General features: G+C 68.1%; 27 protein-coding genes. 12 read left to right on the top strand and 15 right to left on the bottom strand.

Features of this window, described 5'->3' with window-relative positions; translation table 11 throughout:
• Positions 1 to 95 precede the first annotated feature (95 nt).
• From rpsA to ACSQ2F_RS13210, 7 genes are all read left to right on the top strand, one after another.
• Positions 96 to 1,814, top strand: a complete 1,719-nt coding sequence (rpsA, locus tag ACSQ2F_RS13180) for a 30S ribosomal protein S1 (protein ID WP_436023474.1) — start codon at positions 96 to 98, stop codon at positions 1,812 to 1,814.
• Between the two features lie 43 nt (positions 1,815 to 1,857).
• Positions 1,858 to 2,253 (top strand): integration host factor subunit beta, encoded by a 396-nt coding sequence (locus ACSQ2F_RS13185; protein WP_436023476.1) that lies wholly within the window; start codon positions 1,858 to 1,860, stop codon positions 2,251 to 2,253.
• A gap of 102 nt (positions 2,254 to 2,355) precedes the next feature.
• The gene (locus ACSQ2F_RS13190; RefSeq protein WP_436023478.1) at positions 2,356 to 2,673 is read left to right on the top strand and encodes a LapA family protein; all 318 of its coding nucleotides are present in this window, start codon (positions 2,356 to 2,358) and stop codon (positions 2,671 to 2,673) included.
• Positions 2,663 to 3,826 carry a lipopolysaccharide assembly protein LapB gene (gene lapB / locus ACSQ2F_RS13195; protein WP_436023480.1) on the top strand — a complete coding sequence of 388 codons (1,164 nt, stop codon included), beginning with the start codon at positions 2,663 to 2,665 and terminating at the stop codon, positions 3,824 to 3,826. The genes ACSQ2F_RS13190 and lapB overlap by 11 nt, the downstream gene beginning before the upstream one ends.
• Complete coding sequence (gene rfaE1, locus ACSQ2F_RS13200) at positions 3,826 to 4,773, top strand: D-glycero-beta-D-manno-heptose-7-phosphate kinase (RefSeq protein ID WP_436023482.1); 948 nt, start codon at positions 3,826 to 3,828, stop codon at positions 4,771 to 4,773. The genes lapB and rfaE1 overlap by 1 nt, the downstream gene beginning before the upstream one ends.
• On the top strand, positions 4,770 to 5,765 hold the full coding sequence (gene rfaD / locus ACSQ2F_RS13205) for an ADP-glyceromanno-heptose 6-epimerase (protein ID WP_436023484.1): 996 nt from the start codon (positions 4,770 to 4,772) through the stop codon (positions 5,763 to 5,765). The genes rfaE1 and rfaD overlap by 4 nt, the downstream gene beginning before the upstream one ends.
• A 131-nt stretch (positions 5,766 to 5,896) precedes the next feature.
• Positions 5,897 to 6,250, top strand: coding sequence for a ComEA family DNA-binding protein (locus tag ACSQ2F_RS13210; protein ID WP_436023486.1), 354 nt, complete (start codon positions 5,897 to 5,899; stop codon positions 6,248 to 6,250).
• A gap of 19 nt (positions 6,251 to 6,269) precedes the next feature.
• On the opposite strand, the gene ACSQ2F_RS13215 is transcribed toward ACSQ2F_RS13210, so the two are convergent.
• The 3 genes from ACSQ2F_RS13215 to dnaE form a co-directional block, all read right to left on the bottom strand.
• Positions 6,270 to 7,523 carry a patatin-like phospholipase family protein gene (locus ACSQ2F_RS13215; protein ID WP_436023488.1) on the bottom strand — a complete coding sequence of 418 codons (1,254 nt, stop codon included), beginning with the start codon at positions 7,521 to 7,523 and terminating at the stop codon, positions 6,270 to 6,272.
• A gap of 263 nt (positions 7,524 to 7,786) precedes the next feature.
• On the bottom strand, positions 7,787 to 8,275 hold the full coding sequence (locus ACSQ2F_RS13220; protein WP_436023490.1) for a hypothetical protein: 489 nt from the start codon (positions 8,273 to 8,275) through the stop codon (positions 7,787 to 7,789).
• A 69-nt stretch (positions 8,276 to 8,344) separates the two neighbouring features.
• On the bottom strand, positions 8,345 to 11,848 hold the full coding sequence (gene dnaE, locus ACSQ2F_RS13225; protein ID WP_436023492.1) for a DNA polymerase III subunit alpha: 3,504 nt from the start codon (positions 11,846 to 11,848) through the stop codon (positions 8,345 to 8,347).
• A gap of 52 nt (positions 11,849 to 11,900) precedes the next feature.
• Here dnaE and ACSQ2F_RS13230 point away from each other — a divergent pair, with 52 nt between their 5' ends.
• Positions 11,901 to 12,638: a sulfurtransferase gene (locus ACSQ2F_RS13230; RefSeq protein WP_436026820.1), complete on the top strand. Its 738-nt coding sequence runs from the start codon at positions 11,901 to 11,903 to the stop codon at positions 12,636 to 12,638.
• 20 nt (positions 12,639 to 12,658) lie between these two features.
• On the opposite strand, the gene ACSQ2F_RS13235 is transcribed toward ACSQ2F_RS13230, so the two are convergent.
• A complete protein-coding gene (locus tag ACSQ2F_RS13235; RefSeq protein ID WP_436023494.1) occupies positions 12,659 to 13,366 on the bottom strand; it encodes a DUF599 domain-containing protein in 708 nt (235 codons plus the stop codon).
• 60 nt (positions 13,367 to 13,426) lie between these two features.
• Positions 13,427 to 14,128, bottom strand: coding sequence for a pirin family protein (locus ACSQ2F_RS13240; RefSeq protein ID WP_436023496.1), 702 nt, complete (start codon positions 14,126 to 14,128; stop codon positions 13,427 to 13,429).
• Positions 14,129 to 14,245: 117 nt separating this feature from the next.
• Here ACSQ2F_RS13240 and ACSQ2F_RS13245 point away from each other — a divergent pair, with 117 nt between their 5' ends.
• Positions 14,246 to 15,244 carry a LysR family transcriptional regulator gene (locus ACSQ2F_RS13245; RefSeq protein ID WP_436026822.1) on the top strand — a complete coding sequence of 333 codons (999 nt, stop codon included), beginning with the start codon at positions 14,246 to 14,248 and terminating at the stop codon, positions 15,242 to 15,244.
• Positions 15,245 to 15,258: 14 nt separating this feature from the next.
• Positions 15,259 to 16,173 carry a tRNA glutamyl-Q(34) synthetase GluQRS gene (gene gluQRS / locus ACSQ2F_RS13250; RefSeq protein WP_436023498.1) on the top strand — a complete coding sequence of 305 codons (915 nt, stop codon included), beginning with the start codon at positions 15,259 to 15,261 and terminating at the stop codon, positions 16,171 to 16,173.
• A 1-nt stretch (position 16,174) separates the two neighbouring features.
• Here gluQRS and ACSQ2F_RS13255 read toward each other — a convergent pair whose 3' ends face one another.
• Positions 16,175 to 16,777, bottom strand: coding sequence for a chalcone isomerase family protein (locus ACSQ2F_RS13255; protein WP_436023500.1), 603 nt, complete (start codon positions 16,775 to 16,777; stop codon positions 16,175 to 16,177).
• 236 nt (positions 16,778 to 17,013) lie between these two features.
• On the opposite strand from ACSQ2F_RS13255, the gene ACSQ2F_RS13260 reads away from it, so the two are divergent.
• A complete protein-coding gene (locus ACSQ2F_RS13260) occupies positions 17,014 to 17,997 on the top strand; it encodes a SphA family protein (RefSeq protein ID WP_436023502.1) in 984 nt (327 codons plus the stop codon).
• An 88-nt stretch (positions 17,998 to 18,085) separates the two neighbouring features.
• Here ACSQ2F_RS13260 and ACSQ2F_RS13265 read toward each other — a convergent pair whose 3' ends face one another.
• Positions 18,086 to 18,475 carry a RidA family protein gene (locus ACSQ2F_RS13265; RefSeq protein ID WP_436023504.1) on the bottom strand — a complete coding sequence of 130 codons (390 nt, stop codon included), beginning with the start codon at positions 18,473 to 18,475 and terminating at the stop codon, positions 18,086 to 18,088.
• A gap of 171 nt (positions 18,476 to 18,646) precedes the next feature.
• Here ACSQ2F_RS13265 and ACSQ2F_RS13270 point away from each other — a divergent pair, with 171 nt between their 5' ends.
• Positions 18,647 to 19,711 (top strand): LacI family DNA-binding transcriptional regulator, encoded by a 1,065-nt coding sequence (locus tag ACSQ2F_RS13270; RefSeq protein ID WP_436023506.1) that lies wholly within the window; start codon positions 18,647 to 18,649, stop codon positions 19,709 to 19,711.
• 28 nt (positions 19,712 to 19,739) lie between these two features.
• On the opposite strand, the gene ACSQ2F_RS13275 is transcribed toward ACSQ2F_RS13270, so the two are convergent.
• The 8 genes from ACSQ2F_RS13275 to ACSQ2F_RS13310 form a co-directional block, all read right to left on the bottom strand.
• Positions 19,740 to 21,683 carry a diguanylate cyclase domain-containing protein gene (locus tag ACSQ2F_RS13275; protein WP_436023508.1) on the bottom strand — a complete coding sequence of 648 codons (1,944 nt, stop codon included), beginning with the start codon at positions 21,681 to 21,683 and terminating at the stop codon, positions 19,740 to 19,742.
• Positions 21,684 to 21,800: 117 nt separating this feature from the next.
• A complete protein-coding gene (locus ACSQ2F_RS13280) occupies positions 21,801 to 22,274 on the bottom strand; it encodes a hypothetical protein (RefSeq protein WP_436023510.1) in 474 nt (157 codons plus the stop codon).
• Between the two features lie 209 nt (positions 22,275 to 22,483).
• Positions 22,484 to 23,116, bottom strand: coding sequence for a LysE family translocator (locus ACSQ2F_RS13285; protein ID WP_436023512.1), 633 nt, complete (start codon positions 23,114 to 23,116; stop codon positions 22,484 to 22,486).
• A gap of 10 nt (positions 23,117 to 23,126) precedes the next feature.
• Complete coding sequence (locus ACSQ2F_RS13290) at positions 23,127 to 23,579, bottom strand: DUF2214 family protein (protein ID WP_436023514.1); 453 nt, start codon at positions 23,577 to 23,579, stop codon at positions 23,127 to 23,129.
• Positions 23,580 to 23,600: 21 nt separating this feature from the next.
• Positions 23,601 to 24,236, bottom strand: coding sequence for a glutathione S-transferase family protein (locus ACSQ2F_RS13295; RefSeq protein ID WP_436023516.1), 636 nt, complete (start codon positions 24,234 to 24,236; stop codon positions 23,601 to 23,603).
• 70 nt (positions 24,237 to 24,306) lie between these two features.
• Positions 24,307 to 24,729 carry a GNAT family acetyltransferase gene (locus ACSQ2F_RS13300; protein ID WP_436023518.1) on the bottom strand — a complete coding sequence of 141 codons (423 nt, stop codon included), beginning with the start codon at positions 24,727 to 24,729 and terminating at the stop codon, positions 24,307 to 24,309.
• A 24-nt stretch (positions 24,730 to 24,753) separates the two neighbouring features.
• On the bottom strand, positions 24,754 to 25,023 hold the full coding sequence (locus tag ACSQ2F_RS13305; protein ID WP_436023520.1) for a hypothetical protein: 270 nt from the start codon (positions 25,021 to 25,023) through the stop codon (positions 24,754 to 24,756).
• A 116-nt stretch (positions 25,024 to 25,139) separates the two neighbouring features.
• Positions 25,140 to 25,544 (bottom strand): DUF488 domain-containing protein, encoded by a 405-nt coding sequence (locus ACSQ2F_RS13310; RefSeq protein ID WP_436023522.1) that lies wholly within the window; start codon positions 25,542 to 25,544, stop codon positions 25,140 to 25,142.
• Between the last annotated feature and the right edge of the window lie 42 nt (positions 25,545 to 25,586).

Below are 25,586 nucleotides of genomic sequence, written 5' to 3' on the forward strand. Positions count from 1 at the left end.
TCACCCCGTCGCTTTCCCTCCTGCGCTGCATGCGCGCCGAAGCGACGGATTGTTCAACCTAACCCGCAGCGCAAGCTGCATCTGGATCGTCCCCCATGTCCCAAACCCAAACCAGCGCCGCCGAAGGTATGGAATCCTTTGCCGCCCTGTTCGAAGAATCTCTGAACAAGTCGGAGATGCGCACCGGTGAAGTCATCACCGCGGAAGTCGTCCGTGTCGAACACAACTTTGTCGTGGTGAATGCAGGCCTCAAGTCCGAAGCCTACGTGCCCATCGAAGAATTCAAGAACGACCAGGGCGAGCTCGAAGTCCAGGTCGGCGATTTCGTGTCCGTGGCCATCGACGCCGTCGAGAACGGCTATGGCGACACCATCCTGTCCCGCGACAAGGCCAAGCGCCTGGCCTCGTGGCTGTCCCTCGAGAACTCGCTGGAGTCCGGCGAATTCGTGAGCGGCACCGTCAACGGCAAGGTCAAGGGTGGCCTGACCGTGCTGGTCAACGGCATCCGCGCCTTCCTCCCCGGTTCCCTGCTCGACACGCGCCCTGTCAAGGACATGAGCCCGTTCGAAGGCAAGACCATGGAGTTCAAGGTCATCAAGCTCGACCGCAAGCGCAACAACGTCGTGCTGTCGCGTCGTGCCGTGGTCGAAGCCTCGATGGGCGAAGAGCGCAGCAAGCTGCTGAGCACCCTGTCCGAAGGCGCCATCGTCAACGGCGTGGTCAAGAACATCACCGAATACGGTGCGTTCGTCGACCTCGGCGGCATCGACGGCCTGCTGCACATCACCGACATGGCCTGGCGCCGTGTCCGCCACCCGAGCGAAGTCGTTCAGGTCGGCCAGGAACTGCAGGCCAAGGTCCTCAAGTTCGACGCCGAGAAGAACCGCGTCTCGCTGGGCATCAAGCAGCTGGGTGACGATCCGTGGCACGGCGTGTCCCGCCGCTACCCGAACAGCACCCGCCTGTTCGGCAAGATCACGAACATCGCCGACTACGGCGCGTTCGTTGAAATCGAGCCGGGCATCGAAGGCCTGGTCCACGTTTCCGAAATGGACTGGACCAACAAGAACGTTGCGCCGAACAAGATCGTCTCCCTGGGCGACGAAGTCGAAGTCATGGTCCTCGAGATCGACGAAGACAAGCGCCGCATCAGCCTCGGCATGAAGCAGTGCAAGACCAACCCGTGGGAAGAGTTCTCGGGCACGGTCCAGCGCGGCGATCGCGTCAAGGGCCCGGTCAAGTCCATCACCGACTTCGGCGTGTTCATCGGCCTGTCCGCTGGCATCGACGGTCTGGTGCACCTGTCCGACCTGTCCTGGCACGAGCCGGGCGAAGTTGCCGTGCGCAACTACAAGAAGGGCCAGGAAGTCGAAGCCGTGGTGCTGGCCGTCGACGTCGAGCGCGAGCGCATCTCCCTGGGCATCAAGCAGCTCGACTCCGATCCGTTCACGTCCTACACCTCGGTCAACGACCGTGGCCAGACCGTGACCGGCAAGGTCAAGACGGTGGACGCCCGTGGCGCCGAGATCGAACTGAATGCCGACGTGACGGGCTACCTGCGCGCCTCGGAAATCAGCCGTGACCGCGTCGAGGATGCCCGCAACGTGCTGAAGGAAGGCGACGAAGTCAACGCCATGATCATCAACGTCGACCGCAAGACGCGTTCGATCCAGCTGTCGATCAAGGCCAAGGACAACGTCGACCAGCAAGAAGCCATGCAGCGCCTGTCGGCCACCAGCGAGCGTGAGAACGCTGGCACGACGAGCCTGGGCGCCCTGCTGCGCGCCAAGCTCGACAACCAGAACAACAGCTGATCGCTGTCGTTCCGGCGCCGAACCCCAGGACCTGCAGGACTGAATGACACGTTCCGATCTCGTGACCCAATTGGCCGAACGCTTCGGCCAGCTGACCCATCGCGACACCGAGTTCGCCGTCAAGACGATCCTGGATGCGATGTCCGATGCGCTCGCGCGCGGACACCGCATCGAGATCCGCGGGTTCGGCAGCTTCTCGATCAACCGCCGACCGCCGCGGGTGGGGCGCAATCCCCGCTCCGGTGAGCAGGTGGTCATTCCCGAGAAGCTCGTTCCCCATTTCAAGCCGGGCAAGGCGCTTCGAGAAGCCGTCGATGCCCATGTACCGGTGGTCGACCCCACCGAAGCCGTTGTGCCGCGCGCCCTGCCCTCCGCAGCGCCTGCCGCCGCGCCGACCGCTGCCCCTGCACCCTCCTCGCCCGACGCCCAGGACGCCTGAGTCCGCTGCGCTGATCGGGCTGCGCTGTCGCTGCCCGCATCGATGTCGCAGGCAAGCCTGTCGAACACCTGTGTTCGACCTAGAATCCGGCTGGGAGAAGCGATGCGATCTTTAGTCTGGCTCGTTCGAGCCGCCCTCTTTTTCACGCTGTTCGCGTTCGCGCTGAACAACCAGCACGAAGCCGGCATCCGGTGGTTCTTCAGCCACGAGTGGCGTGCGCCGATGGTGTTCATCGTGCTGGCCGCCTTCACCTTGGGCGTGGTCGTGGGCGGCCTCGCCATGGCGCCGAGCTGGTGGCGCCACCGCCGCGTGGCACGCCAGCACCAGGCCCTCCGCGAGGATGCCGCGATGCCCACGTCGCCCGCGCCCACCGAACCCCTGACACCGATCGAATCCGACCCCACCCGACATGGCGTTTGACCTCCAATGGCTGCTCATCGGGCTGCCCATCGCGTTCGCCCTCGGCTGGCTGGGCTCCCGGCTCGACCTTCGCCAATGGAAGCGTGAGCAACGCGAATCGCCGCGCGCGTATTTCAAGGGCCTGAACCTGCTGCTCAACGAACAGCAGGACAAGGCGATCGACGCCTTCATCGAGGCCGTGCAGCACGACCCCGACACCACCGAACTCCACTTCGCGCTCGGCAACCTCTTTCGCCGGCGCGGCGAGTACGAGCGAGCGGTGCGGGTGCACGAGCACCTGCTCGGTCGCGCCGACCTGGCCCAGGCCGACCGCGACCGGGCCCAGTACGCACTGGCCCAGGACTTCATGAAAGCAGGCCTCTTCGACCGCGCCGAACAGGCCTATCAGGCACTCGACGGGAGCGCCTTCGACACCGAGGCACGGCTGGCCCTGCTGACGCTGCACGAGCGCTCACGCGCCTGGCGGGCCGCCGTCGAGGTGGCCCAGAAGCTCGAACGCAGCGGCACGGGCTCGTTCTCCACCCGCATCGCGCACTACTGGTGTGAGCTGGCCCTGGAAGCGGACGCGGCGCAGCACCCGGAAGATGGGGACACCGCCCTGCGTCACGCCCGGCTGGCCGCCCCCCACCTGGCGCGCCCCCTGGTCATCACCGGGCAGCGCGCGGCCAGGCGAGGCGACCTGAACGGTGCGCTCAAGGCATGGAACGAGCTGCTGGTCGCCCAACCGACCGCCTTCAACCTCGTGGCCAAGGACTACGCTGCCACCGCGCTGGCTGCCGGCCAGGCCGACGCGGCACTGGACCGCCTGCGCGAGCTTTATGCCCGCGCGCCCACCATGGACCTGCTCGCCGCCATCGCCATGCTCGACCCTGCACCCGAGGGCCAGCGCGTGCGCCTGTTCCGACACCTGCAGGACCAGCCCACCTTGTCCGCGGCACAGGAGCTGCTGCGTCAGACCACGGCCGCCGATGGCGTGGCCCCGCTGACAGCCGAAGAGACCCAGGGCGTGCGCGACGCCGTCGGCCGCGCGGCCAAACCCCTGCAACGCTATCGCTGCGCCGCCTGCGGTTTCGAGGCCCAGCACTATTTCTGGCAATGTCCCGGCTGCCTGAGCTGGGACAGCTATCCGCCGCAACGGCTGGAGGATCTCTGATGGACAAGCGCCCCTCGCGTGAGCGGGTCCTGGCGGCCCGTGTGCTGGTCGTCGGCGACGCCATGCTCGACCGCTACTGGTTCGGCGCCGTCGAACGCATTTCGCCGGAGGCGCCGGTGCCGGTCGTGCGCGTCAGCCGCGAGGAGGAGCGCCTGGGCGGAGCCGCCAACGTCGCGCTCAACGCCAAGACGGTCGGCGCGCAGGTCACGCTGCTCACCGTGGTCGGCCAGGACGAACCGGCCCGCAAGCTGCAGGCGCTGCTCGAGGCCCAGGGCGTGTCCACCCTGCTGGGCCATGACCCCCAGCTGTACACGATCGTCAAGCTGCGGGTGATCGGGCGCAACCAGCAGCTCATTCGCGTTGACTTCGAGAACGCGCCCGACCACGAGGTGCTGCACAGCATGCTGGCCGACTACGAGCGGGTGCTGCCGCAGTTCGACGCGGTGCTGTTCTCCGACTACGGCAAGGGCGGCCTGACGCACATCCCGCGCATGATCGAGCTGGCGCGTGCCGCCGGCAAGCCGGTGCTCGTCGACCCGAAGGGCAGCGACTACACGCGCTATGCCGGCGCCACCGCCATCACGCCGAACCGGGCCGAGCTGGCGCAGGTCATCGGCACCTGGCGCGACGAAGCCCAGCTGCACGAGCGCGCCCAGGCCTTGCGGAATGAACTCGGCCTGGAAGGCCTGGTGCTGACCCGCTCCGAGGAAGGCATGTCCCTGTTCGATGCCGCAGGACACACCCACGTGCCGGCGCAGGCGCGGGAAGTCTTCGACGTCACCGGCGCCGGCGACACCGTCATCGCCACCCTGGCCGTCATGCTCGCCGCCGGCCTGCCGCTGCGCGATGCGATGCCCATCGCCAACCGGGCGGGCAGCATCGTGGTCGGCAAGTTCGGCACCGCCTCCGTCTCGTACGACGAACTGTTCCCTGGAGAATCGACATGAGAGTCGTGGTAACCGGCGCTGCCGGCATGATCGGCAGCAACCTCGTTCACGGCCTCAATGCGATCGGCATCGACGATGTCATCGCGGTCGACGACCTCACCGACGGCCCCAAGTACCGCAACCTGCTTGGCGGCGGGATCAGCGACTACTTCGACCGCAGCGATTTCTACGAGCGCTTTGCCCGCGGCGAGTTCGGCAAGGTCGACGCCGTGTTCCACGAGGGCGCCTGCTCCGACACCATGGAGCACAACGGCCGCTACATGATGGACACCAACTACCGGTGCTCCAAGGGCCTGCTCGACGCCTGCCAGCGCCAAGGCGTGCGGCTGCTCTACGCTTCATCGGCCGCCACCTATGGCGGCAGCGACACCTTCCGCGAGGAGCCGGCCTTCGAGCACCCGCTCAACGTCTACGGCTACTCCAAGCTGCTGTTCGACAACGTCGTGCGCCGCATGCTGCCCGGCGCCACCTCGCAGGTGGCCGGCTTCCGCTACTTCAACGTCTATGGTCCGCGCGAGCAGCACAAGGGCCGCATGGCCTCGGTGGCGTTCCACCACTTCAACCAGTTCCGCGACACCGGGCGGGTGAAACTGTTCGGCGAGTACGGCGGCTATGGCCCGGGCGGCCAGACCCGTGACTTCATCCACGTCGACGACGTCGTGGCCGTGAACCTGTGGTTCCTGCAGAACCCCGGCCACAGCGGCATCTTCAACCTCGGCACCGGCCGCGCCCAACCGTTCAACGACGTGGCCGTGGCCACGGTGAACGCATCGCGTGCGTTGCAAGGCGCACCGGCCATGCCACTGGCCGACCTCGTCCAGCACGGCTTCATCGAGTACATCCCGTTCCCGGACGCGCTGGTCGGCAAGTACCAGAGCTACACCCAGGCCGACGCCACGCGGCTGCGCGCCACCGGCTGCGACCATGTTTTCGCCGATGTCGCCACCGGGGTGAAGCGCTACGTGGAGTGGCTCAGCCACCAAAAGGCCTGAGTCCCGACGGCGGCCCGCCGACTGCGACCTTTCGAGGCCCGTGGCGGGGGCGTCCGAGCCGGCAGCTTCCTAGAGTGCGACCCAGGGACACGGACTGGCCGTGTCCCCTCCCTCCACTCCAAGGAAATCCCATGTTCAAGAAGCTGCTGTGCGTGCTCGCCATGCTGACGGCCCAGGCCGCCTGGGCCGCGGTCGACGCCAACAAGGCCGACCAGGCCACCCTCGAGACCGTCAAGGGCATCGGCCCGGCCGTCTCCACCCGCATCCTGGACGAGCGCAAGAAGGGTCCCTTCAAGGACTGGCCCGACCTGGTCGACCGCGTCAAGGGCGTGGGCGAAGGCACGGCGGCCCGCTTCTCGAAGGAGGGCCTGACCGTGAACGGAGCCGCCTTCACCCCGACCGAAGGTGCCGAGAAGCCCGCGCGCCGCGCACCCTTTGGCAAGGCCGCGCCGAAGGATCAGGCCGCGGCGGACCCGAAGCACTGACGGGCCAGGCGCGCGGCGCTCACTGCAGTTCGGTCGTGTAGAACCCGCTGTCCTGCACCGGCGAGGGCGGCGCTTCCGGCCGCTCCCAGCCGAAGAACGCGATGACCTCCTCGCGCCGCGACATGGTGTCGGCCACGCCGAGCCCCACCAGGTCGCGGGTGTAGGGCGCTTCGAAGAGCAGGTAGCTGGCCAGCGCCGCGCCGCGGGCGTCCTCGCCCTTGCCGGACACACCGACACCTCGCAACAGCGCCCGCACCGGCGGCGGCAGGCTGTCGAGGTGACGGGCGGCCAGGTCGTCCAGCCGCTCGGTGGGCGCGATCACCAGCACGTCGATCGGGCGCAGCGTCGTCTGGGCGCGCGCCTCCTCGGGCAAGAGCGCGAGCGTCTTGTTGATGCGCTGCAGCCGCTCGACGTCCACGGCCAGCGCATCGAGGAAGATGTTCGAGAGCGCATGGCCGGCGATCTGCGCCAGGTTCGGGTAGGTGCCCTTCACCTTGCGGCGCCCGGCCGGCTCATGCATGCGACCGGCACCGATCACGAGGATGCGGCTCGCGCCGAGGTGCACCGCGGGCGAGATCGGTGCGCTCTGGCGCATGGAGCCGTCCCCGAAATACTCGGTGCTGTCGTCGAACGCCAGCGGCACCGGGGGAAAGACGAACGGAATGGCGGCCGACGCCAGCAGGTGCGGCACGGTGATGGTGTCGCGCACGGCCACCCGTTGTGAGCGGTTCCAGGGCACGAAGTCCTTCACGGAGTCGTAGAAGGTGACGTGGGTGCCCGAGTTGTAGCTCGACGCGGTCACGGCGAGCGCCTGCAGGTGGCCGCCCTGCATGAGCGACTGCAGCCGATCCACACGCACCATGGCTTCGAGCAGGCCCTCGAGGGGCGAGTTGTCGAGCAGCGAACGCTGTCGGGCGCGGCGCCAGCGGGCGATGACCCACCCGAGCGACATCATCGTGAGCCAGCGCGCCCCGGTGCGGATCACCCCCAGCGCGTCCGACCGGTAAACCTGCTCGGCGCGGAAGTTCTCCCACACCTGCGACAGTTGATTCACCGCCTGGTCGTAGTCGTCGCAGTGACTGGCCAAGGCCGCTGCATTGATGGCCCCCGCCGAAGTGCCGGTGATCACCGGAAAGGGATTCTCCTTGCGCCATGGCGCCACTTCGCGGCGGATCTGTGCGATGGCCTTCAGCACCCCCACCTGGTAGGCCGCGCGGGCGCCACCCCCCGTGAGGATCAGGCCCGTCACTGCGTCATCATTCTGCTTCGGCATGGAATCAGTGTAGACAGCTGACGCTGCGGCGCTGCTCGGGATCGGCCCCATCCGTTGTGGCGACGCCGCAGCCCGCGGGCATCGCCATCGCGGCGACCTCCAACTTCATCACGCTCGTTCCGCTCGTCGAGACTCGAGCCGTGCAAGCAGTGCACGCCCCCCTCATCGGCTGGGCGCTGTCGCCCGCCTACGCATGCCGGGCTCATGTGACAGCGGCGGCCCGCAGGCCGCCGCTTCAGGCTGAATGCCGAACCGCCGGACGCTCAGTGGCGGCCGTGGTGGCCGCGGTCGTCATGGCGATCATGGCGATCGTGCCGGTCATGCCGATCGTGGCGGTCATGCCGATCATGCCGGTCACGGCGGTCGTGCCGGCCGTGATGGTGATGATCATCCCGGTCCCAGCGGTCGCCGCGCGCCCGGTGCGACGGATGGTAGTGACGCTGGTACCAGTCTTCGCGCACGAAGTACACCGGCTGGCCACAGGCGTTGTAGCGCCCGCAATAGCGCCGCCAGTCATGCGAGTGGCGCTCCGGCACGCGCAGGTAGATGGGACGGCGGTCGACGACCACGGCCGGTTGGCTGATCACCACCGGCTGCGGATAGATGACCACCGGTGCCTGGGGCACGTTGCCGATGTCGACGCGCCCGTAGACCCCGGGCTGGTTGACGCTCACCGACACCCCAACGCTCGGGCCGGCCCACGCCGTCGCACTCACCCAGGCCATGCCCAGCGCCCACAAGATTCTCTTCATCAATGTTCTCCGTGAAACCGAATGGTTCGCATCGTCAACGTCGTCGGGGCGCCGCCCGATGACACGGCTTCAGTCATAGACCACCACCGACTTGCCATGGCTGCCCTGCTGCCAGCGTTCGAGGGCGGCATCCGTGGGGAAGAACCGTCCCTCGTCGCCGAGGTCCAGCTCGCCGGAAGCGCCCTCGCGTTGCAGCACCAGCCGCACCGGCAGGCCCTGGGTGATCGGCCCCTCTTCCGTCTCGATGCGCCGGCTGGGGTGTTCACGCAGCACGTCCACCACCGGCGGCACGCTGCCGTTCACCTCCACGCGCAGGTACTTGCCGAAACGGCAACGGGCGGTTGCGAGATCCCACACCTGTTGCACGTTGAGCCGCATGCCGCCCGAGAAACGGTCCGGCTGCGCCTTGCCCAGCACGATGATGAGTTCGTCGTCGCGAAGCAGGTCCTTGTTGGCGTTGAGCAGGTCCTCGTTGGCCACGGCTTCGATGGCCTCGCTCTTGTCGTCGAGCTTGAAGATGGCGACCCGGCCGCGCTGGCCGTTGATGACGCGCAGGTCGCTCACGATGCCGGCAAGGATCTGCGGCTCGCGGGAGTCGATGAGGTCGGCGATGGCGCGCTTCGCGAACCGCCGCACTTCGCTCGCGCTCTGGTCGAACAAGTGGCCCGACAGGTAGAAGCCGAGCGCCGTCTTCTCCAGGCTCAAGCGCTCCTTGATGCTCCAGGGCCGCTCATTCACGAGCTCCGGCTCGGCCGTCGACGAGGCATGGGAGTCGTCGAAATCGAAGAGCCCGCCCTGGTCGGCGTGGGCCGCCTGCGAGTCGGCGTATTCGAATGCCAGGCCGATGCTGGCCAGCACCTGCGAGCGCTCGGGGTGCAGCAGGTCGAAGGCGCCGGCCTTGACGAGCGCTTCCACCGTGCGCTTGTTGATCCGGCTGCGGTCCACGCGCGCGGCGAAGTCGAAGATGCTCTTGAACGGCCCGCCCTCGCGGCGCGCCTGGATGATCGCCTCGATTGCGCTCTGCCCGGTGCCCTTGACCGCGCCCAGGCCGTAGCGAACCACCTTGTCCTCGACCGGCTCGAACCGGTAGTTGCCGGTGTTGATGTTGGGCGGCTCGAAGGTGATGCCGAGGTTGACCGCATCGTCGTGGAAGATCTTGAGCTTGTCGGTGTCGTCCAGCGCGACGCTCATGTTGGCCGCCGTGAACTCGGCCAGGTAGTGCACCTTCAGGTAGGCGGTGTGGTACGCCAGCAGGGCGTAGGCGGCGGCGTGCGACTTGTTGAAGCCGTAGCCCGCGAACTTCTCCATCAGGTCGAAGATCTCGTTGGCCTTGGGCTCGTCGATGCCCTGCTTGGCCGCGCCTTCGGCGAAGGTGGCACGGTGGGCCACCATCTCTTCGAGCTTCTTCTTGCCCATCGCGCGGCGCAGCAGGTCGGCGCCGCCCAGCGAGTAGCCGCCGACGATCTGGGCCACCTGCATCACCTGCTCCTGGTAGACCATGATGCCGTAGGTCTCCTCCAGCACGCCCTTCATCAGCGGATGGGGGTACTGGACCTCCTCGCGGCCGTGCTTGCGTGCGCAAAAGCTCGGGATCAGGTCCATCGGGCCCGGGCGGTACAGCGCGACGAGCGCGATGATGTCCTCGAACACGCTCGGCTTGGCGTCCTTCAGCATGCGCTGCATGCCGGAGCTTTCCAGCTGGAACACGGCGACCGTCTTGCCTTCGCTCATCAGCTGGTAGGCGCCCCGGTCGTTGAGCGGGATGTTCTCGAGGGCGAAGTTCTCCTGCTTCGGGCGTCGCGCGCGGATGTAGTCCTTGGCGAGCTCCAGGATGGTGAGCGTGGCCAGGCCCAGGAAGTCGAACTTCACGAGGCCGATGGCCTCGACGTCGTCCTTGTCGAACTGGCTCACGGCACTGTCACTGCCGGGCTGCATGTACAGCGGGCAGAAGTCGGTGATCTTGCCCGGCGCGATCAGCACGCCGCCGGCGTGCATGCCGATGTTGCGCACCATGCCCTCGACGCGCTCGGCCAGCGCCAGCAGTTCGGCAACCTCCTCCTCGTTCTTCTCGCGCTGCTCGAGCTCAGGGGCTTCGAGACGTGCGTAGATGACGCTGGCGTCGGGCTTGTCGCCCGGCCGCTTGAGCGTGACCGTCTTGCCCGGCGGGGCCGGGACCAGCTTGGCCACGCCGTCGACGTGCCCATAGCCCATGCCGAGCACCCGACCCACGTCCCGCAGCGCGGCCTTGGCCGCCATGGTGCCGAAGGTGGCGATCTGGCTGACGGCCTCGCGGCCGTACTTGTCCTTCACGTAGTCGATGACGCGGTCGCGGTTGCCCTGGCAGAAGTCGATGTCGAAGTCGGGCATGGACACCCGCTCCGGATTCAGGAACCGTTCGAACAGCAGGTTGTAGCGCAGCGGATCGAGGTCGGTGATCTTGAGGGCGTAGGCCACCAGCGAGCCCGCGCCGGAACCCCGTCCGGGTCCGACAGGGCAGCCGTTGTTCTTGGCCCAGTTGATGAAGTCGGCCACGATGAGGAAGTAGCCGGGGAACCCCATCTTGAGGATGGTGTTGATCTCGAACTCCAGCCGTTCGACATACCGTGCGTTTTCCTTCTCGCGCGCGACGGGGTCGGGGAACAGCTGGAGCATGCGCTCCTTCAGCCCCTCGTGGGAGGCGTACCGGAAGTAGGCCTCCGGGGCCATGCGCTCGCCGTTGACCTCCGGCGTCGGGAAGTCGGGCAGCTGCGGCTTGCCGAGCACGAGCGTGAGGCTGCAGCGACGGGCGATCTCGACCGTGTTCTGCACGGCACTCGGCACGTCGGCGAAGAGGGCCTCCATCTCGGCCTGCGTCTTGAAGTGCTGGTCGCGGCTGAAGCGCTTGATGCGCCGCGGGTTGGTCAGCGTCTCGCCTTCGGCGATGCAGGTTCGTGCCTCGTGGGCCTCGAAGTCTTCCGGGGTCTGGAACTGCACCGGATGGGTGGCGACGACGGGCAGGCCCAGCTCGGCCGCCAGCGGCACCGCGGCGCGCACATGCGCTTCGTGCCCGGCGAGGCCGGCGCGCTGGAGCTCAATGTAGAAGCGCTGGGGGAAGAGGTCGGCCAATCGGCGCGCGATGCTCGCGGCGCGCTGGGTGTCGTCCGCCAGGAGCGCTTGCCCGACGGCGCCGAGGTCGCCGCCGGACAGGACGATCAGCCCGCCGCCCAGGTCGGCCAGCGATTGCCAGCGCACCCAGGCTTGCCCGCGCTGGGCGTCGTGCACCCAGGCGCGCGAGAGGAGCTCGCAGAGGTTGTGGTAACCGGTCTTGTTCTGGGCCAGCAGCAGCAGGCGGCTGGGCTGCTTCTCGCCCGCGGCGAGGTCGGGCTCGAGCCAGACGTCCGCGCCCAGCAGGGGTTTCACGCCGGCCTTGCGTGCTTCCTTGTAGAACTTGACGCCGCCGAACATGTTCGACAAGTCGGTGATGGCCAAGGCGGCCTGGCCGTCGGCCGCCGCGGCAGCCACCAGTTCGTCGATTCGCAAGGTGCCATCGACGACGGAGAATTCGGTGTGGGTACGGAGATGAACAAAGGCCATCCACGCATTTTAGAGAGCCGGCGCTCCGTAAAATGCGCAGGTGGATCCGACTTTGCAACCCATTCTCAACATCTCCGCCTATCGCTTCGTGCCGTTGACGGACCTGCTCGCGCTGCGCGAGAGCATTCGCTCACAAGCCGCTGCCCATGCCCTGAAGGGAACGGTGTTGCTTGCCGAGGAGGGCATCAACCTCTTCCTCGCCGGCACGCCAGAAGGGGTGCGTGCGTTCGTCGATGCCTTGCGCGAAGACGCCCGCTTTCGGGAACTCGAGCCCAAGGAAAGCTGGTCGGAGACGGTGCCGTTCGGCCGCCTGCTGGTGAAGGTCAAGCAGGAGATCATCCGCATGAACCATCCGCACCTGCGCCCCTCGGCTGGCCGTGCGCCCGCGGTCGATCCGCGCACGCTGTCGCGGTGGCTGGACGCCGGGCGCGACGACGAGGGCCGGCCGGTGGTCATGCTCGACACCCGCAACGCATTCGAGGTCGACCACGGTCGCTTCCGCGGTGCCATCGATTGGCGCATCAACCGGTTCGGCGAATTCCCCGATGCGGTTCGGGCCCACGCCGACAGCCTGAAGGGCAAGACGGTCGTGAGTTATTGCACGGGCGGCATCCGCTGCGAGAAGGCGGCGCTCTTCATGGCCGAGGCCGGCATCGAGCACGTGCTCCAGCTCGAGGGCGGCATCCTCAAGTACTTCGAGGAAGCGGGCGGCGCGCACTTCGAGGGCGACTGCTTCGTCTTCGATGAACGTGAGGCGCTCGCCGCGGACCTGTCCGCTCGACAGCAGTAGCGGCCAGGCTCACCCCGGGCTCAGCCGTTGAGCACGCCCAGTACGTCGGAGTGGAACTCGCGCTGGAACAGGATGTAGATGACGCCTGCGGTGCTCAGCATGAACATCAGCGGCGAGAAGAACCAGCCGACGGCGGCGAACGACATGTAATAGGCGCGCAGTCCGTCGTTGAAGGTCTCGGCCGCCATGCCGACCACCCGCCCGGCCTTGTTGGCAAAGGCTTCGCGCGACAGCCCCTGCGCTGCGAACTGCGAGGCCTCGGGCGCGGACGCCACGAGCAAGGCCCCGAAGGTGTACTGCCGCATCGACCAGGTGAAGCGGAAGAAGGCGTACACGAAGACGACCAGCAGCAGGATCACCTTCATGTCGAAGATGAGGACCGAGGCCGAGGCGGCGAAGGGAATCTCGCGCACGAGTTCGCTGGCCTTGTCGCTCGTGCCGAGCACGGCCAGCAGGCCTCCGATGATCAGCACGGTGGTGGAGGCAAAGAAGGACGGGCTGGTCGAGAGGCTCTGCACCACGGCGCCGTCGAGCACGCGCACTTCGCGGTACGTGGTCTGCAGCATCCACTGGAGTCGCACGCGATTCGTCGCGGCCAGGATCGACGGTCGGGTCAGCGCCCGGTCGCGGGCGAACCAGGCGTAGCCGGCCCATCCACCGAAGAACACCACGAGCGCTACCCAGTCGATCCAGGGCAGCAGGCCGATGACTTTGAGCAAGGGATTCATGACGCAACTGTAGCGCCCGGATCCCCTGCTTCGCACAGTGAACGGCGATACGCCCCGCGATCAGGCGGCGAGGTCGAACACGAGCACTTCCGCATCCTTGCCCTGGGCCAGGCGCACCGAGGTCTCGTCGCGCAGCGTGACGGCGTCGCCTGCCTGCAGGGACTCGCCGTTCACCTGCACCGCACCCCGCACCACATGCACGTAGGCAAGGCGCCCGGGCGCCAGCGCCAGCTCTGCCGCCTCGTCTCCGTCGAACAGACCAGCGTGGATGCTCGCATCGGCATGCACGGTGACCGCACCGTCCCGGCCATCGCGGCTTGCCACGAGCCGCAGGTGGCCGCGCTTGTCGTCAGCCGAGAAGTGCTTCTGCTCATAGCCGGGCGCGATGTCCTTCGTGTCCGGCAGCAGCCAGATCTGCAGGAAATGGGTCTCGGCCTGCTCGGCGACGTTGAACTCGCTGTGCCGGATGCCGCTGCCCGCGCTCATGCGCTGCACGTCGCCCGGCACGATGCGCGCCCCATTGCCCAGGCTGTCGCGATGGCCGAGGGCCCCGGACAGCACATAGGAGACGATCTCCATGTCTCGGTGGCCGTGGGTGCCGAAGCCCGTGCCGGGCGCGATGCGGTCCTCGTTGATGACGCGCAGGTTGCCCACGCCCATGTGGCGGGGGTCCATGTAGTCGGCGAACGAGAAGCTGTGGAAGGACTTGAGCCAGCCGTGGTCGGCGTGGCCTCGTTCTGCGGATCGGCGAAGGGTGATCATGGTGTGGCTCCTTGGTGTGCATTCACTGTAGGGAGCGGGCGCGCACCGCAGGTCGAGGTGGCATGAAGCATCCGTTCAAATAAGATGAACGACTCTGACCACGGCTTCGCCCGCCCCATGACCACCGCCCGCAACGTCCTGACGCCCGACGCCCTGTCCATGCTGGAGGTGATCGCGCGCACCGGGAGCTTTGCCGCCGCAGCCCGCGAACTGGGCAAGGTGCCCTCCGCCCTCACCTACAACGTGCGCCAGCTCGAGGATGCCCTCGACGTGCTGCTCTTCGACCGGGCCTCGCGGCAGGCGAAGTTCACGGCCGCCGGCGAGGAGCTACTGAACGAGGGCCTTCGCCTGCTGGAGCAGATGGAAGCGGTGGCCAGCCGCGTCAAGCGGGTGGCCACGGGGTGGGAGTCGCAACTCACCATCGCCGTGGATGGCGTCATCTCGCGCCTGACCGTCTTCGAGTTGTGCGAGGCCTTCTATGCCTTGCAGCCCGAAGGCGTGACCGGCGGCCCAGGGACACGCCTGCGGCTGCGCACCGAGGTCCTGGCCGGCACCTGGGAAGCGCTGGTGCGAGGGCACGCCGATCTGGCGATCGGGGTCGGCACCGAGCGGACGCTGCCGCCCGGCATCCAGATGCAGGCGCTCGGCACGCTCGACTTCGTGTTCGCGGTCGCACCCCATCACCCGCTCGCCTCGGCAGAAGGCGTCATCAGCGATGCCGAACTGCTGCGCCACCGCGCCGTGGCGGTCGCGGATTCAGCCCAGCACCTCGCGCCCCTCACCGTCAACCTGCTTCCCGGCCAGGACGTCCTCACCGTGGCCAGCATGCAGGCAAAGATCGAGGCCCAGATCCGCTGCATGGGCTGCGGCTTCCTGCCGGAGCCGTTGGCGCGCGAACACATTGCCGCCGGGCGACTCGTCACCCGGCCGGTCGAGCGGGCCATTCCGCCGGCGCGCATGGGCTACGCGTGGCGAGTTGCCCCGGCCGTCGGCGGGTCCCGTCGAGGCGGCCTGGGCGAGGCCTTGAAATGGTGGCTCTCGCAGCTCGAAAGTCCGGCCACCCGCCTGGCGCTGCTCGAGCGGCACGGCGGCCCGCTGCAGCTGGGCCTGGACTGAGCGCCGCGGCCGACATGACCGCCCTTTATCGCGGACGCTTCGCGCCCTCGCCGACCGGGCCGCTGCACGCCGGCTCGATGGTCGCGGCGTTGGCGAGCTGGCTGGACGCCCGCGCGCACGGCGGCCGCTGGCTGGTGCGCATCGAGGATGTGGACCTGCCGCGCTGCGTGCCCGGCATCGACAGGATCATCCTCGGACAGCTTGCCGACTGCGGGCTGCAGCCGGACGAGCCGCCGGTGTGGCAGTCGACCCGCGGCGCGCACTACCAGTCGGCACTCGATCGCCTCGTTGCCGGCGGCGTCGCCTACCCCTGCGGCTGCACCCGGGCGGACATCGCCGAGGCCCTGGCCCGATCGGGCCAAGCCAAGCACCGCCATGGCGAACTCGTCTACCCCGGCACCTGCCGGGGCGGATTGCACGGCAAGCCGCCCCGGGCCGTGCGCCTGCGCACCGATCTGCCGTCGGTGGAATGCCCGCTGCGCTGGAGCGACCGCCGGTCAGGGGCCCAGGCGCAGGACGTCGCCGCGCAGGTGGGGGACTTCGTCCTTCGCCGAGCCGATGGCCTGTGGGCGTACCAATTGGCGGTTGTCGTCGACGACGACGCGCAAGGCATCACTGACGTGGTGCGGGGCGAAGACCTGGCCGACAACACACCGCGGCAGATCCTGCTGCAGCGCCTGCTGGGCGTACCGACGCCGCGCTACCTCCACGTGCCGCTGGTGCGCGACGCAAGAGGCGAGAAGCTGTCGAAGCAGACCGGGGCCGAGGCGGTGGATACCGTCCGCCGGCCGCTCCAGGCGCTGCAAGCGGCCGGCGCCGCGCTGGGCTTGCACCTGCCCGCGGCTTCGTCGCCAAGCGAATGGCTGGGCCCGGCCGTGCAGGCGTGGGCCGCGCGCTGGGGTGCGAGCGCCCCGGAGACCGCGCGCTGACTCAGTCCTTCTGGACCGCGCCCAGGATCCCGTCGCGCGTGCTGCCGCGCACCTTCGGGCCGATCCACACCTTCATCAGCATCGGGAAGAAGCTCTCGCCCATGATGGTCTCGCCGACGCGCTGGCCGTTCAGGGTGAACTGGGTGCTCTGCGTGGAAGGGGTGTAGTCGACGATGATCTCGTCACCCTTGAAGACCTTCTTGCGGTTGCCGAACACCGTACCGAGCTGGGAGGTGGCGACGATGTTGGCCGAGAACTCGGCCGTCGGCACGTTCTGGCGGATGCGGTCGAGCATGGCGTTCGACAGGTCGCGGGCGGACACGTCGCGCATCATGAAGAAGTGGATGCGCTTGACGCCCTTCTCGGCCACCGCGCCCTCCATCGTCGTCTGCTTGCGCGGGAGGTAGAAAGCGACTGCCGTGGACTTGGCGGACAGGACGCTCGACACCGCGGCCCCGTTGAGTTGCAGCACCTGGCCCTGGACCACGGCGGTGTCGGCGAACTTGAAGCCTTCCACCTCGACTTCGGCGCGGGCCGCGCCGACCGCCACGAAGGCGCAGATCGAAACGAAGGCACGCCAGGAGGCGGTGAAAGAACGGGGCATGACGGTTTCCTTTGACAGCGGGATGAAACTTCGGCGAAGCAAGGATGTGCTCGCAGCATTTAACTGTAAGCGCTTGTAGGGCCGGGAACCGTCACACCCACCCGCATGGGGGAGCAAGACGTGAACTTCACACGTGCATATGTTGCTCGAAACGAACGAACGTTCGATCGTTTCTGGAAGCACGATATATTCGCGCCCTGGCTCCGTCCGGGGCACCCGTTCAACCGAGAGATCTCATGACCGCGACGACTTTCCCCTGCCGCCTGGCCCTGCTTGCATCGGCCCTGGCCGCCGCCTGCAGCCCGGCCTTCGCCACCGAACGAGGCCAGGTCCGTGCCCTGCTCGGCGCACCGTCCTTCGAAATGGCCACGCCCCAGTTTCCGGGCCTGTACGGCCAGCTCTGGTACCAGCGCTACCAGGCGGACAAGTTCATGGACGATGCGGGCAACGAACTGACTCGCAACGCCGGTGGCGTCCCGGTCAAGGTGCAAGCCAAGGTTCGGGCGGATGTGCTGGCGCCCCGCCTGACCTACGTGACCGAGCAGATCATCAATGACGGTCGCCTCGGCTTCTCGCTCGCGCTGCCCATCATCAGCCAGCGCACGACCGTGACCCTGTCATCCGATGTGCCGGCGCTCGCTCCGACCCTGGCAGCTGCCAGCGCCGCGCAATCGGGCGAGCAGAGCGGTCTCGGCGATGCCGAGATCAGCGCCTTCCTCGACTGGCAACAGGACGAGTCGCGCATCGTGGCCGGTCTGGCCCTGGGCGTGCCCACCGGTGACTATGACAAGAACCGCGCCGTGAACCCGGGCGCCGGTGACTTCTGGACCATGCGACCGCTGGTCGTCGCGTCCCGCGTGTGGGAGAACGGTTTCGAGATCGGTGCCCGTGCCACCTACTCGATCAACAGCATCAACCGCGAGACGGACGTCCGCTCGGGCCAGTACCTGCATGCCGACTGGGCCGCGATGTACCGGGCCAACGACCTGTGGCGCTTCGGCGTGCAGGGCTACGTGCTCAAGCAGACCACCAATGACCGCGGCCCGGGTGTGGAAGCCCATGGCAACAAGGTGCAGGCCCTGTCGGCCGGCCCGCTCGTGGCCTACACCTCGGAAAGCGGCACCTGGGCCGTCGACATGAAGGTGATGCAGGAGTTCGCGGTGCGCAACCGCCCTGAAGGCCAGCTCGGTTGGCTGCGCCTGAACCTTCGCCTCGACTGAACGAAGCGGAAACCCGGGAACGGTTGAGGCGGCTCCGGGCCGCGTCAACCGCAACCCTGCGACGAACCGGCCCGGGAGGGCCCGGTCGTCAGGCGGCCGAGCGCTTGCGGGCCGTCACCTCGATCTCGATCCGCATGCGCGGGTCGACGAGGCCGGCGGAGATCATGGTCGCCGCCGGGCGGATCTCGCCCAGGTAGCGCCGCATCACCGGCCAGCAGCTGGAGAACTCCGACGCCACCGGCAGGATGTAGTGGATGCGCACGACGTCAGCCAGGCTCGCGCCGGCTTCCTTCAGCGCCACCTCCACGTTGCGAAAGCACTGTTCCGCCTGGTCGACGACGTTGTCGGCGATGGTCATGGTGGTGTAGTCGAAGCCGGTCGTGCCGGACACGAACACCCATTCACCGTCCACCACGGCGCGGGAGTAGGCCATGTCGTCTTCGAAGGTCGAACCGGAGCTGATCAGTTGGCGAGCCATGTAACTGGAGTATCTACTGGAAAACCAGGATGATGGCACACCTGAGCCGGCTCACGTCGCCGTGAATTCGCGCCAGGTCTGGCCGTCAAGCGACGAACGGCCACGCTTCCGGGTTATCTTCCAACGCTGAACGACCGTCTTTTCAGAGCTCCGAGCCTTCACCTTCCCGCCATGCGAGTCAAAGACCTCCCCCAGCCGTCGCCCCTGCCCCTTGCTGCCGGTCGCAAGCCACGGCTCACGCTGAAGGACGTTGCCGCCGCATTGAACGTCAGCCGCACGACGGTCTCGAATGCCTTCAACCGGCCCGAGCAGTTGTCGGAAGCGCTCCGCACGGACATCCTCGCCAAGGCGCGCGAACTGGGCTATTTCGGCCCGGATCCCGCCGCCCGCGCGCTGCGCAGCCGCGAGGTGCGCCAGGTGGCCGTCGTCTTTCACCATGACTTGCGCTTCGCCTTCGACGACCCGCTCAGCATCGCCTTCCTGCGCGGCGTGGCCGAGGAACTCGACGCCCGCGGCATGACCATGCAGCTCATCCCGAAGATGGGCCGCACGGTGTCCCTCGCCTATGCGTTTCAGACCACGGCGGACGCACTGGTCGTCTACGCGGAGATCGACGCCGAGTTGGCACCCGAGGTGAAGGCGTTCAGCAAGCCCATCGTGCTCGTCGACACCGGCGTGCCCGGCGTGCCGTCGGTGCGCATGGACGACCGCGCCGGAGCGGCGTCGGCCATGGAACACGCGCTCGCGCAACGGCCTGACCGCGTGCTCGTGCTGTCATTTCCCCTCCACGAGCGGCAGCGCCGGCACCGGCTCGACCTGCGGTCGCAGCGCAGCGCCTCCGTCGCGATGGAACGCAGCCACGGCTACGTCGGCGCCGCGCACCGGCAGGGCTTCGACCTGAACCACATCGACTGGCTGGAGATCGACGAAACGCAGTTGGCCATCGAGATGGAGCGCATCGGGACCTATCTGAAAGACCTCCCCGACGGCACGCGCCTCGCCGTGCTGGGCATGGCCGACACCATGGCGCTCGTGGCACTCGAGGCCCTCAAGGGCAAGCACCGGATCCAGGTCGTCTCGGTGGTCGGGTTCGACGACATTCCGGCCGCCGAGGCGGCGGGGCTCACCACCATGCGCCAGGACGGCGCGCTGAAAGGCCGACTCGCCGTTCGGCAGGTGCTGGACGGGCAGAAGAGCGATCCACTCCCTTTCGACCTGGTCGTGCGTCGCACCTGACGGCCGAGGGCACTCGGCCACCTCCGCCTCACCGGGCCTGGCGTCCGGCGCGACGCCAGGCCGTCAAGGCGTCGATGGAGACACACCCCTGGGCTGCGGAAGCGCTGACGGTCGTGCAACCGATGCGGCGTGCCCAGTCGCGCTGCGCCTGCGTGTCGACGCCCGCGGCCACCGTGCGGAACGCACGCGCCTCGCCCAGCGCCACCAGGCACCGCGCCAGGGCGTCGCTTGCAGCCGAGGGCGAGTCCGCGAACGCGCCCACCTCGATGGAGAGCACGTCGATCGGCGTTTCCACCAGACGCAGCAGGCTCACGTCCTGCACGCCAAGGCCGGCCACGCCGAGCCCGACGCCTGCCGCATGCAGGGCATCGAGCACGCCGAGCCGCCCATGCCGATCGTCCAGCAACGTTGCGGGCAGTTGGAGCACCAGTCCCTGGGCCAGGGTGCGGTCGCCCGACAACTGCTGAAGGGATTGGGCGAGCGAGGCACCCGCGTCGCCCATCAACGAAACGCCGATGCGCAGCGGTGGTAGGCCATCGGCTCGCCAGGCCTGTGCCTGTCGACCGGCTTCAGCGACCAGCCAGCGGTTGACGCGGTCAGCGAGGATGGGATCCTGCGCCACATCGAACAAGGCGCGCAGCGGCTGCGGCGTGCCGCCGTCTCCCGGCCACCGAAGCACAGCCTCCGCCGCCACGACGCGCCCGCTCGCGAGGTCAACGTCCGGCAGGTAGTCGAGGCCGAGTTCGCCGCAGGCCAGCGCCTCGTGCAAACCGCTGAGGCGTGCCAGTTCACGGTCGATCTGAACCTGCAGTTCCGGCCGGTTGAACCGGCAGGCGTCCTTGCCGCCCTTCTTGGCCTCGTACATGGCGGTGTCGGCCGCCTTCACCAGGGCGGCACCGTCGTCACCATCGGCCGGATGGACCGCCACGCCGACGCTGGCGCCGACCTGGTGTCGGCGTCCGGCATCATCGATGGGCAACCGGGCGGCGGCCGTCAGCTTGCGCCCGATCGAGAACGCGTGCAGCGGTGACTGCAGGCCTTCGACGACGGCCACGAATTCGTCCCCGCCGACGCGCGCCACCATGTCGGACTCACGCAGGCACGCCTTGAAACGTCCGGCCAATGTGCGCAGGACCAAGTCACCGGCATCGTGACCGCCGGTGTCGTTCACGCCCTTGAATCCATCGAGGTCGATGAACATCACCGCCACATGCCCGCCGCCGCGGCGAGCCCGCCCGAGTGCCTGGTCGAGCGCCTGCTGCAGCCCGCTGCGCGTCGGCAGGCCGGTGAGTTCGTCATCCACGCCAGGGGTCGGGCGGTCACCCCGCTGGCTGATCTCCTGTTGCGCCGCCACGAGCTGGGCGAGTTGCTGCGCCAGCTCGCCCCGTGCGCCCGACACCCGCCGCATCACGAACCAACCGGCCAGGCCCAGCGCTGCCAGCGCGGCGACCGCCGCGCCGCCCATCAGCAGCAGGCCCCTTTGACGGCGCTCCTCCGTCTCGAGCCCGATGGTGAAGTCGGCTTCCACGCTGGGCGGCGCGGTGAACACGGTGCCGGTGTTCTCCAGCACCCAGACTTCTCGACCGTGGCTGGCGAGCACCACGCTCTGGTCGCCAGGAAAGCTCTTCACCTCACCCCGGTGGACGATGAACTCGAAGCCCTTTCCGGAGGGATCGACCGGCACATCGAAGTACACGCCATAGGCGTCGACGCCGCTCGGCTCGAGCGGACGGTCCCAGGTCACATCGCGGGACAGGCGCAGATGCGGCCCCCACACGTGCAGGCCCCAGCCGGTGTAGTCGTGGCTCGGCCGGTGGAAGTGCACGCGCACCACCCCGGCCTCGACCGGCGCCGCCTGAACCAGGCTGCCGACCAGGGCCAGCACCCAGAGGCAGACCAGGCGTGCCAGCCAGCGTCCCATCGGGCGGCTGGCGGCAGCCCGTGGCATGAGGCGAACCGGGAGAGCATGCATCGGAGAATCCAAGGTGAAGGAGACGTTCATCGACTTCGGCACTCAGGCCACACGCTGAATCGGCAGCGAACGCCCAATGAGGCAAGTGTCACGCCCGCAGCCGATCGCACGCCCGCATCAGCCCGGTGCGCTGCGAATGCGGCCGAGGAGCACCCGGATGCCGGAGCGCATCAGCTCCTGCACCACCGGGTCGGACCGATGCGCGTCGTCGATCGCGATGGTGAAGGTGACGTAGGCATCGTCCAGCCCGAGCCCGCCGGCCGATTCGTGGACCCGGACGCCATCCTGCTCACTGACGACGGGCGGCTCGAGGTAGGCGACCCCGCCGTTGCCGTCCACCGGAAACGTCGGAAGCGCTCTCTTGCGCGCCAGATGCTCGATGAACTCGCGTCCCACGCGAGGCCGCTCCTTCACATACGCCTTGAGCGAATGGTAGGTGAAGCGGAGCATGAACTGCTCCGGGTTGGCCGGCGTCAACACGATGGTGTTGCCGTTGTCCTCGAAAGCCTGTCGGTAGCCGTTCGGCACGTTCATCGACCAGGTGGCGGGCACCGCCCGATCGGCCGCCTGGACCTGGGAGGTCCAGGCCATGCACGCGAATACCAGTGACGCCAGCCTGCGAACCGGCATCCACCGGCAGATCCATCCCATCGACATCCGTGTTCACTCCTTGTCAGCGTGATTGTGCCGGCAGCGGCGCGGCCGGACGGCGGGGCCGCCATCGCCGCTTCGCGAACTCCGATGCGCGCCCCGGGGTCGGGTGCATCCGACTGGCGCCCTGCGTGGCTGCGCGGGGGACGTCAGGCCGCGGTGCGACGGGTCAAGGCCAGCGAGGCGGCAAGGCCCACGAGGATGCCACCGCACAGGCGATCGAGCCGCTGCAGGCCCTTGCCGCCCAGCCATCGCAAGGCATGGGCGCCCGTGAGGGCGTAGGCGAGCATCACGATGAAATCGAGCCCCACGAAGACACTGCCCAGCACCAGGTACTGCGTCAACTGCGGCATCAGCGGGTCGATGAATTGCGGAAAGAAGGCCGACACGAACAGGTAGCCCTTGGGGTTGGTCACCGCCACGAGGAAGCTGCGCATGAAGAGGCCGCGCGCCGCACCCGCCCCCGCGGTCGCGCCCGGCTCGGGCAGTTCCAGCTGCCGTCGCGACCGCAGCATGCGCCAACCCAGCCAGGCGAGGTAGGCGGCCCCGACCCACTTCACCACCGTGAAGGCCGCCTCGGACGCCGCCAGCAAGGCTCCCATCCCAAGCGCCGCGGCCGAGACCAGCACCACGTCGGACACCATGGCGCCGGCCATGCCGGCCAGCGACAGGGTCACGCCGTGCCGAGCCCCGTTGCCGAGCGCGAGCAGCACCGTGGGCCCGGGCAATGCGATGGCCACCAGCGCGACGCCGGAGAAGAGGATCACGGTCTCGACCATCATCACGATCCTTTCAGAGGCCGGCCCCCTTGGCCATCAGCGTGGCGCATGCGACCACGGCGACGAAGGCGAGCAGCTCCAGCTTGACGAGGCGGATCAGCGTGCGGTGCTTGCCCGCCGGCAACACCGGCACCTGGCCCCGGCGCGTCTCGCGCCCCCACCGGATGAACACCACCGTCGGATAGATCGACAGCAGGCCCAGCAGCACGAAGAAGGTCAGCTTGGCGTGGAAGAACGGCGTGGCCAGGTAAAAGTCGAGGCCCTTTTCGTAGCGCCAGGCGCGCAGCAGTCCGGCCACCAGCACCAGCACCGCGCTCATCCCGTACCAGCGGTCGAGCTGCTGCAGGCGCCGGGCGTCTGCCAGGTCGGGCGTGCGGCGCAGCAGCAGCCATTCAGCCAGCAGGGTGCCGAACACGCCGAAAGCGGCCGTGAAATGAAGGAACGAAATGAAGGACGCTGTCAGCATGAAGGACTCGGGGGGTCCCGCTCAGGCCAGGGGCTGGCACAGGCCGGGGCCGTGCGGCGCGCTGCTGAACGCCACCATCGACTCGGCCCGGGTGGTGAACGCGGCCCATGCAGGGTGGGCGGCTGCGGGCACGACCTCCGGCAGCATCGCCTGGATGAAGGTCCAGGTCACCGCCGCGGTGACGCCGGCCTGGTCGATGGTGTCAGCTTCGCAGGCCAGAGGGCGTTGCCGCAAGTCGGTCTCGAGCGCGGCGCAGGCCGCGAGCAGTTGACCGGTCACCCGTGTCAGCCAGGGATCGTGGCGCTTTTCCGAAGGCCGCAGCTGGTGCTCATAGACCATCTGCACGCTCTTCTCGCAAGCCGCCAGCCCGAGGCCGATCATGCGCAAGGCATGCTGCTGCTCGGCAAGGCCCTCGGGCATCAGGTTGCGGTGGCAGGGCATGGCCTGCAGGTACTGCAGGATGAGCGTGGAGTCCATCAGCACCTCGCCGTCGTCACAGACCAGGCTGGGCGCCTTCACCACCGGGTTGATCGCACGGAACTGCTCGAAGGTGCTGAAGACGGACACGGACGCGTGCTCGAAGGGCAGCCGCATCAACTGGAGCGACACGGCCACGCGTCGAACGTAGGGCGAATCCAGCATCCCGACCAGTTTCACGGCGACTCCGAAAACGATGAGGCGGCCAGTCTATGCCAAGCCCTGGCCCTCCGGGTGGCGAAGACAGGCCTCAATCGGCGATGAGGCGATGGCCGAGGCTGACGACGTCGTCCTGCCGGTAGCCCAGGCGCGCATAGAAGGCGAGCGCCGCCTGGTTGCTGCCGCGCACCTGCAGGTTCAGCTTGGGGCAACCTCGCTCGATGAGCAACGTTTCCAGGCGCCGCATGATGGCCTCGCCCAGCCCTTGCCGCTGGCATGCCGGCTCCACCGCGAGGTAGTTCACCCAACCGCGGTGGCCGTCGTAGCCGCCCATGGCGGTGGCCACGACGCGCTCTTGCAGCGTCCCCACGATGAACAGTTCGGGTTGCACGGTGAGCTTGCGCCCGATGTCCTTGCGCGGATCGTTCCACGGGCGGGTGAGGCCGCAGGCCTCCCAGAGGGCCAGCACGGGCTCCAGGTCATCGTCAGCATAGGGGCGCAGTTCGAAGGTCATGAGGGGCGATCTCGAGAAGCCGGCTCAGCAGGCCAGGGAGTCGGTGAAGCGCGCGTCGGGTGGCACGATCAACGCCAAGGAGAGGACGTCTGCATGAAAGACCGTTCCATTGGCGAATCGCAGTTCAAGGGAGGCGGGGCCGTGGCACTGGAAGTCGAGCGGCAATGCTTGCAGCCCGTGCCCGCCGTACCGCAGGCAGCCCGACACCAGCCGACCGACGCACCCACAGTCAGGCCCGGGCCACGGCCCTCCGCTGGCCACGAGTCCGAGCCCGGCAAGGTGGCGGAACGCCATGCCCAGACCGCCTTCGCGCGGACCGCTGACCTGCGCCGCGGCAAAGCGCACGTGAAGCTGATCGCCCGCCAGCCGAACCGCTGCGACCTCGGAATCCGCGAACTCGAAGGCGGGGGTCAGGAGGGCTCCCCAGCGGGTGGCAATGCGGCCCCGCGTTCGCCCAGCAGTTCGCGCAGCACCGAGCGGTGGCAGCGCGTCTCCACCTCGCAGTAGCAACCCACGGAGAAGTTCGCACGGTGCGACAAGGCGGCCAGCAGGGTCAGGGTGCGGTCGTTCTCGGGCTGGTTCATTTCGGCACGGTATCGGCGGACGAAAGCGGCCCAGGCCGCATCCGATTCAGCGCCGAGCGCGAGCTTGACCGTGTCCGCGGACGGCGCAAGGTTCGGGTACCAGACGTCGAACCAGTCTTCGCTCGCGAAGCTCGTCTTGGGCACACCACGCGGCGGCCGTCGCACCGTGCCGATGCGCAAGCCTTCGTCGGGCAACCGCGGGCCGCCCAGCCTCACCACTCGAACAACCAAGTTGACCTCCCCGACCAGACCGCCTCTGAAGGCCGCAGGCTA

The sequence above is a fragment of the Rhizobacter sp. LjRoot28 genome, from assembly GCF_964253025.1.
GTDB lineage: Bacteria > Pseudomonadota > Gammaproteobacteria > Burkholderiales > Burkholderiaceae_C > Rhizobacter.